Source organism: Moorena sp. SIO1F2 (genome assembly GCF_010672755.1).
In the GTDB taxonomy this organism is placed as follows: domain Bacteria; phylum Cyanobacteriota; class Cyanobacteriia; order Cyanobacteriales; family Coleofasciculaceae; genus Moorena.
In genome coordinates this window covers 1-13,742 of record NZ_JAAHFV010000046.1, presented here as the reverse complement: position 1 = coordinate 13,742, position 13,742 = coordinate 1, and the positions used below count along the sequence as shown (strand labels likewise).

Genomic DNA, 13,742 nt, shown 5'->3' with positions numbered 1-13,742 from the left:
TTTTAAGGGGGATTTAGGGGGATCGCTTTGTACCTCATAGCTATAATAATTGCTATAGTAATATGATATAACCCGATATTCCCTTTCTTAACAAACACTATAATTGCTGATAAAATTAGCAAAAATTAAAAATGCGCCTGGTTAATTCCAGACGCAGGTAATCTTTGCAGCTGATGATAAAAAAAATTAAATGAAATGAAATTAACCGAGTGCTTCAGCACCACCCACAACTTCCAGAATTTCCTGGGTAATTGCGGCTTGCCGTGCCTTGTTGTAGGTTAGGGTTAGTTTACCAGTCAGTTCCGAAGCATTATCACTAGCATTACTCATTGCTGTCATCCGACAAGCCAGTTCACTAGCTGCTGACTCTTGTAATGCCCGTAGTAACTGGTTATTTAGATATAAAGGCAACAGGGCATCCAGAATTTGGACAGGGTCTTGTTCAAAGATCATGTCACGGGGGAAAGTCTCGGTACTTGTCCTTGTGACTACCTCCCGCTCCACCTTGAACTCACCACCTTTAGTTGTCAATCTGAAGATCTCATCATCCTGTGATTCTAGTCCCTTAGCTGTTAGGGGTAGCAGGGTTTGAACCGCAGGTCGAGAACTAATCAATGAGACGAATTTGGTGTATATCAACTCCACCCGGTCTACGGTTTCAGACAGAAACAGGGAGAGGAGTTGGTCAGCAATCATAGATGCTTCTGATGCTGTGGGAATCTGTTCTAAACCGGTGTACTTGGCATCAATTGGCTGGTCGCGGCGCTCGAAGTACTGAATAGCTTTTCGTCCAACTAGCACATATTTGTAGCCAACCCCTTTCTCCTGTAGTTCCTTTGCACGGTTTTCGGCACGCTTGATCACGTTAGTATTGTAACCGCCACATAGTCCTCTATCCCCTGAAACCACGAGCAAGCCTACATTCTTGATTTCCCGTTCTTTTAGTAGGGGGAGATTGGCATCTTCAAACTGCATCCGGTTTTGCAAACCGTAGAGAACTTGTGTTAAGCGGTCAGCAAAGGGACGGGTGGCAGTTACCTGTTGTTGAGCACGACGTACCTTAGCCGCAGCCACAAGGCGCATCGCTTCGGTGATTTTCCGGGTATTTTTGACTGACTTAATGCGATCGCGAATATCTTTTAGATTAGGCATAATCTGTTCAAGGATGAAGGATGAAGGGTTAAATTTGTCTCGGGTTGAAGGTTGTTTGTCAGAATGCAGAATGCGCGAATGTAGAATTAAGAATTAAGAATTAAGAATTAAGAATTCTACATTCTGCATTCTAAATTCTTAATTCAAAAAGGTTGTTCGCCAAAGGCGTTCGGTGAAGGGTAGGTTGAAGGTTTAAGGTTTAAGGTTGACTGTTTTTTATAGAACCTGCAACCTACTAACCTGCAACCTACTAACCTGCAACCTGCAACCTACTAACCTGCAACCTACTAACCTGCAACCTGCAACCGAAACTAACCTGCAACCTGCAACGGAAACTAACCTGCAACCGAAACTAATCTTTAACCTGTTAAGCGGAGACTAGGAAGGTCTGTTTGTATTCTGCGATCGCTTCCTTTAGAATGCTTTCGGCTTCATCAGTGAGCTTCTTCTCCTTTTTGATGATCTCAACGTACTCTGGCTTGCTGGTTTTCAAGTACTCCCGCAGTCCCTGAGTAAAAGTTGTCACCTTATCAGTAGGCACATCATCTAGATAGCCATTGAGTCCAGCGTAAACGATTGCCACTTGCTCAAACACAGCTAGGGGGGAATTCTGAGGTTGCTTCAACACTTCCCGTAAACGCTGACCCCGAGCCAACTGAGCTTGGGTAGCGGCATCCAAGTCGGAGGCAAACTGAGCAAAAGCTTGCAAGTCGTCAAACTGGGCTAGTTCTAGCTTCAACTTACCAGCCACTTTCTTCATGGCCTTGGTTTGGGCCGCAGAACCTACCCGTGACACTGAGATACCAGGGTTAATCGCTGGTCTGACACCAGAGTTAAATAGGTCAGAGGAGAGGAAGATTTGACCATCAGTAATAGAAATTACATTAGTCGGGATGTAAGCTGATACGTCACCAGCCTGAGTTTCAATAATAGGCAGTGCGGTCATACTACCACCACCTAGTTCATCATTCAGTTTTGCTGCCCGTTCCAACAACCGGGAGTGGACGTAGAACACATCTCCTGGATAAGCTTCCCGTCCTGGTGGACGGCGCAGCAGTAGGGACATCTGGCGATAGGCTTGAGCTTGCTTAGACAAGTCATCATAAATCACTAGGGTTGCCTTACCGTTGTACATAAAGTACTCGGCAATCGAGGCACCAGTGTAGGGAGCCAAGAACTGTAGAGTAGCTGGGTCATTGGCGTTCGCTGCCACGATCACAGTGTAGTCTAATGCTCCTTTTTCCTGGAGGGTATTCACCACTTGGGCTACCGTAGATGCCTTCTGACCAATAGCAACATAGACACAAATTACATCTTCCTGTTTCTGGTTGATGATTGTGTCTACAGCAATAGCAGTTTTCCCGGTTTGTCGGTCACCGATAATCAACTCCCGCTGACCGCGTCCAACGGGAATCATAGCGTCAATAGCGGTGATTCCCGTTTGCATGGGTTCACAAACTGAACGCCGCGCAATAATCCCTGGAGCCATGGATTCCACCAGACGGGATTCAGTGCTTTGAATGTCCCCCTTACCATCAATGGGACGACCCAAGCCATCAACTACCCGACCAATCAGTGCCTCTCCGACGGGTACCTGAGCAATTTTACCAGTAGCAGTAACCGAGCTACCTTCCTGGATATTTAAACCATCCCCCATCAGCACTGCACCCACATTGTCCTGTTCTAAGTTCTGGGCAATGCCAACGGTGCCATCTTCAAACTCCAGCAGTTCCCCAGCCATGCACTTTTCCAAGCCATAAATCCGGGCAATACCATCACCAACTTGCAAAACCGTTCCAACGTTGGAAACGGCAAAACCTTGGTTATATCCTTGAATTTGCTGCCGAATAATGCTGCTAATTTCGTCTGGTCTAATGCTAATCATGATGTGTTTTTATCGTTAACTAACTAATTGTTTACTGTTAACTATTAACTGTTTACTGTTGACTGTTGACTGTTCAAGGTTATGTCCCAAGGGGTTAATCTTTAACCAACTAACCTACCCTAAAAGGTAAGCCTCAGAGAACCAACTAACTTACCCTACACCGACTACGGGGCGAACAACCAACGTGACGTACTTCAACTGGTCAGAGCCATACCGATGCGACGGAGTTGTCCTTTTAGACTGGCATCAAATATCTCAGACCCGACTTTAATGATCACACCACCAATTACATCCGGGTCAATTTTTGTATCCAGTTCTACCTGATTGGCTCCCGTGAGGGACTTAACTTTCTCACGAACTGATTCTTGCTGAGCTTCAGAAAGTTCTATTGCTGAACTCACCTCAGCCAAAACAGTTTGATCTAACTCTCTGAGAAGTTCTTGGTACTTCAGGCAAATGCCTTCCAAAAACGCAATGCGCCCACGGTCTACTAGAATCCTCAAAAAATTCATGGTGTAGGGGTGAAGTTGGTCCCCAGCAATTTGTTGCAAGACCCCGATTTTATCCTCAGCTCTGACCACAGGAGAGCCTAAAAACTCCTGCAATTGTGGCGATTCTTTCAAAAGACTCAGCAGAGTATCTACATCCTCACTCAGTTTGCCTTTGAGTTCGTTATCGGACTTAGCCAAATCGAGCAACGCTTCTGCATAAGGTTCGAGTACTTGGCCACTCAAAAAACCACCTTTCATGAGCCACCTCCCAACAGAGCGATGTTGCGGTCAATTAATTGTTGTTGAGCGGAGTTATCTAATGTCTCTCTTAGTTGGGAATCAACCTTAGCCATTGCCATAGTAGCAACTCGCTGGCGTAGTTCGGCCATGGCTCGTTCCCTCTCCGAGTTCAAATCCTGAACTGCTGATTCTTTCATCCGTTCAATCTCTTGAGCCGAAGCGGCCAAAATTGCCTCTTTAGCTGCTTTAGCATTAACTTCTGCTGCAGCACGAATGTTTTCTGCCTCGACTTGGGCTTGAGCTAACTTCTGCTGTTGATCTGCTAAGGCTTCGGCTCCTTGTCTTTGACGAGCTTCTACTTCTTTAATCGCCTGTTCAATTTTTGAGCGTCGCTCACTCAAAATGTTTCCCACTAATTTGCTTCCGAAGTAGTAGAGTACTCCCAACAAAATACTCAGGTTGATTAGGTTGGTTTCAAGAATATTAAAGTTTAATCCAAAACCACCTTCTCCATGAGCTTCTGTTGCCAATAATACTAAATTCCCCATCATATCCGTTTACAATTGTTTTGAACGCATAATCTTGCTAAGCTATGACCTGTCCACCTACTCTCAAGATAATTATCTCAAGACAATTATTTCAAGACAATTATCTCAAGACAATTATCTCAAGATAATTAATAGTTTGAAATAGTTTGACAGTACTCCCACATCGCCAATCTCTTAGGAGTTTTAGTAAATATATGGGTCAGGCGGTCAAGACGCCACCATTTATCTTACTAACGCTGGCCCTAACAATTTTTCTAATATTTGGCGAGATAGATCATCCACCTGTTGTTCGAGGGAAGCCATTGCTTGCTGTTTCTGTTGATCAATTTCTTCTTGAGCTTTTGCTCGTTCAGCCTGAGCTTCTTGTTGGGCTTCAGCGATCGCTTGAGCTGCCATTTTTCTGGCATCTTCTTGAGCAGAAGCGATCACAGCTTGAGACTGCTTCCGGGCTTGACCCAACTGTTCTTCATACTCTTTAGCCATTTCTTCGGCTTTAGACAAGCGTTTTTTGGCATCAGATTCCTGATTCCGGATGTATTCGTCACGCTCATCCAGCGTTTTTGTCAGTGGCTTATAGAATATGGTATTTAATACAACTGTCAAAACCAGAAACTGCAATGCCATCAGAGGCAGAGTAGCATCAAAATCAAACATTTTTTACAAATCCCAAATCGGAATAAAACCGAACAATTCACCTTATCAGACCTACCATGTAGAGACGTTGCCTGCAACGTCTCTACATAAAGTATCAGGTTCTAAGAAAATGGGTTAGCAAACAGCAGTACCAGAGAAATTACCAGACCATAGATAGTCAGGGATTCCATGAATGCCAAGGTTAACAGGAGAGTACCGCGAATTTTTCCTTCAGCTTCCGGCTGACGAGCAATACCTTCTACAGCTTGACCAGCAGCATTTCCTTGACCGATACCAGGGCCGATAGCAGCTAAACCGACAGCGAGAGCAGCAGCGACAACTGAAGCAGCAGCAATGATTGGATCCATGATGATTTTTCTTATCCGTGAGTAAAGAACAAAATAGAGAGCTACTAGTCAGAAGGATTCTCCGAAGGAGTGATCAATTCCAACTATTCCTAATTTAAGGCTACCGTGCCATTCCCATCATAAGGTTATCCCTTAATGTTCTTCGCCTTCGACTTCTATTGCCTCGTGAATGTAGGCAGCTGCCAAGGTAGCGAAGACCAGGGCTTGAATTGCACTGGTAAATAGACCTAGCGCCATAATTGGCAACGGGATAAACAGAGGCACTAGCAGCACCAACACGGCTACTACCAGTTCATCTGCCAGAATATTGCCAAATAAACGGAAGCTTAGGGAGAGGGGTTTGGTGAAGTCTTCTAAAATCTTGATCGGCAAGAGGATTGGTATTGGCTGAATATAGCCAGCGAAGTAACCTAAACCCTTCTTGCTCAAACCAGCGTAAAAATACGCCAAGGATGTTAGTAAGGCTAAGGCAACGGTGGTATTGATGTCATTGGTAGGAGCCGCCAGCTCACCGGATGGGAGCTCGATAATACTCCAAGGAATGAGGGCTCCTGACCAGTTTGACACGAAGATAAACAAAAACAGTGTACCGATAAAAGGTACCCAAGGGCGATATTCTTTTTCCCCCAGCTGGTTTTTCGCTAAATCCCTCAAAAATTCTAGGGCGTACTCCATCAAATTTTGGATACCGCCAGGAACCATTTGGACATTTCGAGTTGCCGCAAGGGAAGCTACTACCAGAATAGCAATCACTACCCAGGAGGTGAGAAAAACCTGACCGTGTAATGTTAAATTGCCAATCCGCCAATAAAAGTGTTCACCAACTTCTAAGGAAGCAAGGGGTAAAGAATTCAGAACGTTTAAAGCATTTATCATTTCCATTCTGGAGATTTACCCAGATTTCTGTCAAGGGTGAAACGTCTGTTTATCCTACCAATAAATCCGACTTAAATAAATCTTACTTAGAGGTAGGATTTACTAGGCTTTGCAGGATATAGACGATAATTGCGGCTTTGTACGTCAGAAACCCTAAAAATATAGGAAGTATTTGTAATTTTTGCCATTGACTGGCTACTACAATTATCCCAATAAAAACCGCAAACCGAGCCGTGCTCGGACGCCTATTTTGTTGGCTTAGCCGCTCTACGTCTTTAGCCAACATTCTCAAGTAAACCATACCAGTACACGCCCCGATCAAATAATTCAAGGCAATGTTGAGGGAGTAAACCACCCACACACAGATGAAAATAATCCCTGTCGCGACTAGGGTGACCAACAACAGAGTTTGTTTGAGTTGGTAATACTCCTCCATTGACGAACTCGTTGAAGGGGACAAGTAACTTGTTTGCGTGTTTTCCTCCATGGTCAATGGTTTCTCAAGAGGGTCATCTGACAAGTTCACCGGTAGCAGCAAATGCTAGTCCAGTCATCTGGCTTGTTTTCACAAACCAGAGGTAATCATATCATGGGAAAGGTCACAATACTTAACAAATCTGGTATAAAAATAACTAATCCCTCCGAAGTGCGGTATAAGTAAGGGTTTCGGCTGACAGGGTGATGGATAAATGCGGCAACGGATGGGTGCATGTAACGGATAGGTAGTGACTACACAAACTAAGCTTGCAGACTTAGGCTGACCACACCAATGATTTTCTCTGAGTCCTTGAGGTGCGGACGAAAGTTTGTATAGCTCCATCCTTGAGGGGGCAGGGGACTAGTGCTAGAGGTGATTGACTGACTTTACTCCTAAAATCAACGGTTTTACTTAGGTAGCGGTGGAGCGGTAGCTAAACCGAACAAAACCATTGCCAATGTTGGGTTTCACTATGTTCGACCCAACGGACAAACCAAAATTTGTCACTCAACAGGGAAAGTCTATATATTGTATTGGGATCTTGATGCGTTCGCGTAGCGTGGCCTACGGCCAATCGCGTAGCGGCTCGTACCGAGCATCGCGTTTGAGGGAAGGATATCTCATTTGGCGTACTTCTTAAGAAGTATCTCGCAACTAGCGAGAGGCAACAAAGGTACGACCCAACAAAAATATTGGTTAAATATTACTGAATTGAATTCAATAAATACCGACATGGTCAGCAAAGCACTAGTATAGATGCCAATTTGTCGCTTCATGGCACTCAGAAATACTAGACTCATTACCAACACCATTGGCAACTTAGCTTTGATACCAATGAAATCAGGATTTGATAATGTAATTAACCCATCTAAGGAAGGAGCATTAACATGTCCGTCTGGATTTCTAGTGGCTGAAAATAGAATCGATTTAAAGAATCCTTCTGCATTCCATAAGATAAATGGTAGTGACGTTATCCCAGGGATAACAATTATTAACAACAAAGCGATGAAGGTATCCTTTACAGGATTATCCTCTGATGATTGCCAAGCCCAAATCAGATAAAGTGGTAGTAAAAAGATAGCAATTTGTTTAATCGCTAAAGACAAGCTAAACATCAAGAAAGCTGTAGACTTGTGTTTTGGCAGTAACATCAGGGAAAGAATCAGAAAAAATATAGCTAGGAAATCTAAGTTAGCGTCGATACTCACATAAAGCGTCCATCGGTTCAGTAACCAGAATAAAGCAGCAAACCAGCCAAAAATAAATAGTTTATGGTTATACAAATGATAAAAAATTAAACCAGCAATACCGATATTAACCATTAAAAATATCGGTCGCCATAGGGAAATCCAGTCTGAGTAGTCTTGGAACCCCAATAATTGAGTTAATGCTGAAAGCCAATAAAAAAGGGGGAAATAGGTAGCATACTTCTGATTCTCTCTCATATTTCCCGATAAGACTCTAGCGTAGGGATTTTCCCCCGATAAAATTCGCTTCCCTTCTACCCAGCTATAGTAAATATCATGTCCTTCAGTGTTATAGTTCCAAACTTGCAAAAGTTTGACATTAATCACAACACCGACAACAGCGATTAAAATTAGACAGATAATTACTAAACTCTTTCTTTGACTCATTATCATCTTCCTTCTTGGTTATTCGTTAATTAACCATTAACGAATAACCTTCAATGATAAGTATTCAATCGAACTTGAGCTCACGGTTTACTTTTTCAGGACGCCCCATCCCAGCTGTGATGGCATAACTTTGAGCCAACAACTGTAACCAAAGCCGTGGAGAACGCTTTTCAAGCCAGGGCTGTAACCGTCGAACTAGACTGGGAAACCAACCTTTGAGCAACCCGCTGACCAAGGCATTGCTAGTAAAACTTAAGTAACTGCCTACCCAAAGCAAGAAATCCTTAGCACCAGCCATTTCCAAAATCCAGGGGATGAGGGCAGGGTTTCGCCGAGCTGCTTTGAGTGCCAGTCGATTAAAGGTTAACCAACTGAAACGGTCTTTAATAAACGTATCTGGTACCTCCGGTGGTTCATCTGCCAACAACCCAAAAAAGGTATTGAGCATGGCGTTAATCCGTTGGGGTGGTAGATGACGACCTGTTGGTACCATCATCCCCTGGGAAAAGAGCCAGGTCACAGCAATATTACTTTGATAGGCGCGAATTTGATTTAAATCCTTAACACTCAAAAGATTGTGCCGCAAGGCAGTGTCCAAGAGATCGGTTAAGCGATAGAGGTTACGCACTAAGGAACCGAAGCCAGTGAACACCAAGGGGGACTGAAGGGAAGCAGCATCACCAATGGCAACCAGTCGGTCAAAGGCCACAATGCGATCGCGACTTCCCACCGTAAAATGTCCGGGAATATACCCAAAGGTTGGCTTCTTCCACACCAACTTTTCTATATCACATCGGCGGTACTCCGGTAAGATAGTAAAGAAATCTTCATACATTTCTAATAAAGAGCCGGGATTCTCAGGATGTATCTGATGGTAATGGAACAAATAAATTGTCAATTCCTCACCTGCACCAGGGAACAACTCCCAAATCAGCTGACGTCCCCGGGAAATATCCCCATGACTATTGAGAACATCACCATAATCGGGATCCCACACCTGAGGCTCTAATCCCTCAATCACAGCCCCCACGGTGGGACAGACACTATTAAACGCCCTACCCCCATTGAGCTGCCAAGCAATTGGTGAAGCCGTTCCCATGGCATCCACCAACAGACGACCACTCACTTGTCGGTTAGATTTAGTCGGTAAGTGTTGCAAGTCCACCACAACTTCCTCTGGGGTGATAGTTGCTTGGATAAACTCTGTCTCATCCCAGATTTCTCCCCCAGCACTCTTTAGTTTTTTCCCACACAGTTGCAAAAATTTAGCAGAATCAATGGCGATATTGAGCACCCTTGGCGTGTGCAAAATGGCTGCTTTCAAGTGGGGTGGGTTGTTGCTATCAAAGAACTTATTAAATCCATCAACGTATTCCCTAGCAATAATCCCTTCAAACTCAGTAGGGGTAAATAAACCCAAATCAATCAGGCTTTGAAACTCATCCCGTGAAATATTCCATTCCCGGTTCATCCGCCCAAAGGTTAACCGCTCAATCAGCAATACCCGATAACCCCGCTGCGCCATTGTTGCAGCATGGATCACTCCCAAAGCACCACCGATGTAGATTACGTCGTACTTAGAGGTTGAAGGTTGACGGTTAGTCGGTTGTTCGCGTAGCGTGGCCTTTTGGCCAAGGTTAGAAGGTTGAAGGTTAGATGGTTGAAGGTTAGTGGGTTGAAGGTTAGTGGGTTGTTCGCGTAGCGTGGCCTTTTGGCCAAGGTTGTTTTGGGAACCTTCAACCTGCAACTGGCCAACCTTCAACTGTTGGGAACCTTCAACCTGCAACTGGCCAACCTTCAACTGTTGGGAACCTTCAACCTGCAACTGGCCAACCTTCAACTGTTGGGAACCTTCAACCTGCAACTGGCCAACCTTCAACTGTTGGGAACTTTCAACCTTCAACCCCTTAAACACTACCTGCTTGGGCTGCTGGGGGTTACGAACCCCCTCACGCCAGCGCTTTTCCCACCAATAAACTCGATTAAGGTCATATTCTCCTCTAGGCATTTTCCGGAAAAAGTGCACAGTCTGAGGATAATAGGGTGCTAATGCTTCAAAGATGGATTGCTCAGATAACTCTACATCCGGTGGTTCTGGATAGTGGTAGGGGAATTGGTCCCGAAGACTTTGGGTCAGCTGTCTTAGAATTAGGTTTTCGCCGCTCAGGGGCTTTTCGGACCAACGAAAGGCTTTGAGGTAGGTGGTTCGCTGCACGGACCACACAAAAATCGAGATTTCTGGAATCAAAGAAACTACAACTGTAGTCTTGTGATTAGAATTCTCATCAGGAGTAGTCTCCCATTGCAGACGGATACCATCCGGCGTGATTATCTTATCCCCAAGCTTAGGCTGCCATTCCTGTTGCAACCAGTGGCAGACACTCTTTGTGTCTGGTGTAGGGATTTCTACGTACAGAATCTCTTTCATAGGGGTTATGTGATCACAAATGTCATTAAGAGGAGAGACGGAGGTAATCAGTGATGAAAATACGCTAAGCTTCCAAGTATCGACTTGTTTAATATTCGTAAAAATACTTTACATTGATTTCAGTTTAGTTATAGTCAAGGGTGCCCTTGTTTGTTAGGTATGAATTATCCCATTCCAGCCAGTCCACAAGAAATAGTCGCCCTACGTCAACAACCGGTTGATGAAGAACTGGTGGTAGTGGCGATTGCTGGTGTCATTCACATTGCCCGTCAAGAGGGACAGTCCCTTGACGATTTAACTGCCGAAGTCTTAGCAGAAGACGATTGGCTTGATCACTCACAAAGAGTATTACTCAATGACCTCGTTGTCCAAGCCTGGGAGAGTCTGCCTGAATTGGAATGGCAGGCGTCTTAAACTCAAGCCAAGATGGTGATCGTAATTGCTACGACTCAAGCTATAACGCATCTACCTTTTTGATCATTGATTGCCATTGATTGGCAAATTAACCCCAGGCTGACCCATTCCTATTTTTAGAAAACTACTCCTGAGTCAAACTAGATCTTCAACAGAACCGATCAATTCCTATTCCCCTTGCCTAGTAGCTTGATCACGCTCTCGTAGCTGCAAGAGAATTTGGGCATGAAATTCCTTGGTGATGGGATAGAAGTAAGCGAGTGCTATACCACCAATCAAGAATAGGGTTGGCAATGGTCCAATAGCGATACGGATGGCTAGCAGTGCGGAATCGGGTTGGGTGGGGACTGGTTGCCCAGCAGTAGATGAGATGAATCCTGACCACTCTAGGACAATACCGACTAAAAACAGTCCTAGGGCTAAACCAAGTTTTTGCAGCAAAACCATGAAGCCATAAAATATCCCTTCCCGACGCTGACCTGTGGTCAATTCATCGAGTTCAATCACATCGGGCACCATGGACCAGGGGATGAGATAAGCCACAGAAACGCCAAAACCAGCCATAACAGCTAAACAGTACATTAAGGCCACTTGACCAGGTTGTAGCAAAAATAGACCAACTTGAGCGATAACCCAGATACTAGTGCCCATAAAGTAAGCGGTTTTTTTGCCCAATCGCTCACTGACCATCTTCCAGAAAAACAGCATTAATAACGCAGTACCTTGAACCGCAAGGGCGACTAAGGGAAAGGTAGACTCGGGCAATCCCATCCAATTGACTACGAAGTAAAGCAGGATAGAACCGATTAACTGGACACCTAACCAGGAACACAGATAAATGCCAATCACATATAGAAAAGGCTGGTTACTGAATACAATCCGCAGTTGCTCAAAAAAAGATAAGGAGGCTGAAGTGTCAGCTTCAGAGCGCTCTGTGAAAGCAGAGCTATCTTTCAGGTGGGGTTCTGGGGTAGAAAATATCAGAGTTATACCAAAGACGGTAATTAGTAAACCAAGAAGACTGAGAAAGATACCAGTGATATCAGGGTTGCTAGTGGCACCCAATAATTGGGCAGTCACTGGGATAATCCGGGCAATGCCATAGAAAAATGATAGGGGTCCAATTAGGGTGAGCAGAGTTCCTACAGTCTTTTTCTGCTGAGTTCCCAATATAGGCTGTGCACCTCGTTCTTGGATGCGCAGCACACACCACAATATCGGCACCACCGCCAGCAAGGTGGTGACTAACCCTAGCACTAGATATTGCTGACCACTATCACCGGCATAGGCACTAAAAATTAATCCGCCTAGAACTAAGGTTAGGATGCTGCCACCGATGGAAAAGGTAAAGCGAAAGCTGTTGAGGCTAGTGCGTTCGTTGTAGTCTTGGGTGAGTTCTGGAGTTAGGGCGGTGTAGGGTAGGTTAACTGCAGTGTAGGCAATGTTGAACAGAATAGCAATCAGAAGGTAGTAGCTAAACAGCAACCAGTTATTGATAGTATTGTTATTACTGAAGTGGGGGACAATCCACTGTAAGAAAAACAGAACACCAAACGGAATTGCCCCAAAGAGCATCCAGGGAATGCGACGCCCCCAACTAGAACGAGTGCGATCGCTCATAATCCCAACCATGGGATCATTGATGGCATCGGAAACTTTGCCAATCATCAGAATGCTCCCTGCCAAACCCGCTGGTAAACCAGCCACATTGGTTAAAAATGGCAGGAGGTAAAAGACTAAGAGATTGGCGGTCATGGCTGGACCCATATCTCCAGCACCATAAGCTAGTTTGGTGGTAAAGTTAAGCTTTTCGAGTCCACCGGAGACTTGGGCAGGATTACTGGCATCAGAACTAGAAACATCACTCATAACCGATAAGATAATTTAGCTAGGCAATGTGGTGATCGGGATTTTTTGAGTAAAACGAATCACTCATAAGCCATTTCTAACATTAGACTTCTTGTATAAGTAGGGAAATTCCGAACTTGGGAAATTCGGAACAACCGCTGGTAATGGTCGAATAGTTTTCGACTTTTGCTAATGGTCGATTCCCTGAACAATACCTAACCAATATCAATTGCGCGAACTATGTCAGAACTTTACGTCTCCTGGTCAGAGTACTATGAAAAAATCGAACGGCTAGCTGTCAAACTCTATCAAGCCGATTGGGATTTCAACCAGATTGTCTGTATTGCTAAGGGAGGATTACGGGTTGGTGATATCCTCTGCCGCATTTACAATCAGCCCTTAGGGATTCTGTCTGCTGCTTCCTATACCGGACCAGACAATCGGATCCGAGGACCGATTACGTTTTCGAGCCACCTGGCAATGACAACGGCAAAATTAGGTAATCGGATCCTGTTGGTGGATGATTTAGTGGATTCTGGTATTAGTCTACGAGAGGCGATTAAATGGCTTTATAGTCATTATGGTACAGAAATTGAGGAGATTCGTACTGCTGTGATCTGGTATAAAGCCTGTTCTGGGATTGCTCCTGATTACTATGTGGATTATTTGCCAGATAATCCTTGGATTCATCAGCCTTTTGAACCTTATGAGTCCATGAGTCCAGCTGATTTGGCTCAAACCTATTTA

Annotated in this window: 13 protein-coding genes; 2 read left to right on the top strand and 11 right to left on the bottom strand. The window is 44.5% G+C overall.

Annotated features, from left to right (window positions below):
• Positions 1-201: 201 nt before the first annotated feature.
• The 10 genes from F6J94_RS08840 to F6J94_RS08795 all read right to left on the bottom strand — a co-directional run bounded on the left by F6J94_RS08840 (position 202) and on the right by F6J94_RS08795 (position 10,733).
• Positions 202-1,152 carry a F0F1 ATP synthase subunit gamma gene (locus F6J94_RS08840; RefSeq protein WP_070392134.1) on the bottom strand — a complete coding sequence of 317 codons (951 nt, stop codon included), beginning with the start codon at positions 1,150-1,152 and terminating at the stop codon, positions 202-204.
• 367 nt (positions 1,153-1,519) lie between these two features.
• Complete coding sequence (gene atpA, locus F6J94_RS08835; protein WP_075898228.1) at positions 1,520-3,037, bottom strand: F0F1 ATP synthase subunit alpha; 1,518 nt, start codon at positions 3,035-3,037, stop codon at positions 1,520-1,522.
• Between the two features lie 194 nt (positions 3,038-3,231).
• Positions 3,232-3,786, bottom strand: coding sequence for an ATP synthase F1 subunit delta (gene atpH, locus F6J94_RS08830; RefSeq protein WP_293018185.1), 555 nt, complete (start codon positions 3,784-3,786; stop codon positions 3,232-3,234).
• On the bottom strand, positions 3,783-4,316 hold the full coding sequence (locus F6J94_RS08825) for a F0F1 ATP synthase subunit B (RefSeq protein ID WP_075898224.1): 534 nt from the start codon (positions 4,314-4,316) through the stop codon (positions 3,783-3,785). The genes atpH and F6J94_RS08825 overlap by 4 nt, the downstream gene beginning before the upstream one ends.
• Before the next feature lie 222 nt (positions 4,317-4,538).
• Entirely contained in the window at positions 4,539-4,970 is a 432-nt protein-coding gene (locus F6J94_RS08820) for a F0F1 ATP synthase subunit B' (protein WP_293039151.1), read from the bottom strand.
• 101 nt (positions 4,971-5,071) lie between these two features.
• Positions 5,072-5,317: an ATP synthase F0 subunit C gene (atpE, locus tag F6J94_RS08815; RefSeq protein WP_070392129.1), complete on the bottom strand. Its 246-nt coding sequence runs from the start codon at positions 5,315-5,317 to the stop codon at positions 5,072-5,074.
• A 132-nt stretch (positions 5,318-5,449) separates the two neighbouring features.
• Entirely contained in the window at positions 5,450-6,199 is a 750-nt protein-coding gene (gene atpB / locus F6J94_RS08810; RefSeq protein ID WP_293039148.1) for a F0F1 ATP synthase subunit A, read from the bottom strand.
• Between the two features lie 76 nt (positions 6,200-6,275).
• Positions 6,276-6,629 carry an ATP synthase subunit I gene (locus F6J94_RS08805; RefSeq protein WP_293039184.1) on the bottom strand — a complete coding sequence of 118 codons (354 nt, stop codon included), beginning with the start codon at positions 6,627-6,629 and terminating at the stop codon, positions 6,276-6,278.
• Positions 6,630-7,291: 662 nt separating this feature from the next.
• Positions 7,292-8,305: a hypothetical protein gene (locus F6J94_RS08800; protein WP_293039145.1), complete on the bottom strand. Its 1,014-nt coding sequence runs from the start codon at positions 8,303-8,305 to the stop codon at positions 7,292-7,294.
• 64 nt (positions 8,306-8,369) lie between these two features.
• On the bottom strand, positions 8,370-10,733 hold the full coding sequence (locus F6J94_RS08795; protein ID WP_293039142.1) for a hypothetical protein: 2,364 nt from the start codon (positions 10,731-10,733) through the stop codon (positions 8,370-8,372).
• A 159-nt stretch (positions 10,734-10,892) separates the two neighbouring features.
• On the opposite strand from F6J94_RS08795, the gene F6J94_RS08790 reads away from it, so the two are divergent.
• Positions 10,893-11,147 (top strand): hypothetical protein, encoded by a 255-nt coding sequence (locus tag F6J94_RS08790; RefSeq protein ID WP_293039139.1) that lies wholly within the window; start codon positions 10,893-10,895, stop codon positions 11,145-11,147.
• A gap of 168 nt (positions 11,148-11,315) precedes the next feature.
• Here the strand turns inward: F6J94_RS08790 and F6J94_RS08785 are convergent, their stop codons facing one another.
• Entirely contained in the window at positions 11,316-13,016 is a 1,701-nt protein-coding gene (locus F6J94_RS08785) for an MFS transporter (protein ID WP_293018178.1), read from the bottom strand.
• 219 nt (positions 13,017-13,235) lie between these two features.
• On the opposite strand from F6J94_RS08785, the gene F6J94_RS08780 reads away from it, so the two are divergent.
• A partial coding sequence (locus F6J94_RS08780) for a phosphoribosyltransferase (RefSeq protein WP_293039136.1) occupies positions 13,236-13,742 on the top strand: 507 nt, incomplete at its 3' end.

What these genes read in the sequence shown, in the direction of transcription:
- F6J94_RS08840 (WP_070392134.1), bottom strand. Translation starts at nt 1,152, where the DNA reads ATGCCTAATCTAAAAGATATTCGCGATCGCATTAAGTCAGTCAAAAAT.
- atpA (WP_075898228.1), bottom strand. Translation starts at nt 3,037, where the DNA reads ATGATTAGCATTAGACCAGACGAAATTAGCAGCATTATTCGGCAGCAA.
- atpH (WP_293018185.1), bottom strand. Translation starts at nt 3,786, where the DNA reads ATGAAAGGTGGTTTTTTGAGTGGCCAAGTACTCGAACCTTATGCAGAA.
- F6J94_RS08825 (WP_075898224.1), bottom strand. Translation starts at nt 4,316, where the DNA reads ATGGGGAATTTAGTATTATTGGCAACAGAAGCTCATGGAGAAGGTGGT.
- F6J94_RS08820 (WP_293039151.1), bottom strand. Translation starts at nt 4,970, where the DNA reads ATGTTTGATTTTGATGCTACTCTGCCTCTGATGGCATTGCAGTTTCTG.
- atpE (WP_070392129.1), bottom strand. Translation starts at nt 5,317, where the DNA reads ATGGATCCAATCATTGCTGCTGCTTCAGTTGTCGCTGCTGCTCTCGCT.
- atpB (WP_293039148.1), bottom strand. Translation starts at nt 6,199, where the DNA reads ATGGAAATGATAAATGCTTTAAACGTTCTGAATTCTTTACCCCTTGCT.
- F6J94_RS08805 (WP_293039184.1), bottom strand. Translation starts at nt 6,629, where the DNA reads ATGGAGGAGTATTACCAACTCAAACAAACTCTGTTGTTGGTCACCCTA.
- F6J94_RS08800 (WP_293039145.1), bottom strand. Translation starts at nt 8,305, where the DNA reads ATGAGTCAAAGAAAGAGTTTAGTAATTATCTGTCTAATTTTAATCGCT.
- F6J94_RS08795 (WP_293039142.1), bottom strand. Translation starts at nt 10,733, where the DNA reads ATGAAAGAGATTCTGTACGTAGAAATCCCTACACCAGACACAAAGAGT.
- F6J94_RS08790 (WP_293039139.1), top strand. Translation starts at nt 10,893, where the DNA reads ATGAATTATCCCATTCCAGCCAGTCCACAAGAAATAGTCGCCCTACGT.
- F6J94_RS08785 (WP_293018178.1), bottom strand. Translation starts at nt 13,016, where the DNA reads ATGAGTGATGTTTCTAGTTCTGATGCCAGTAATCCTGCCCAAGTCTCC.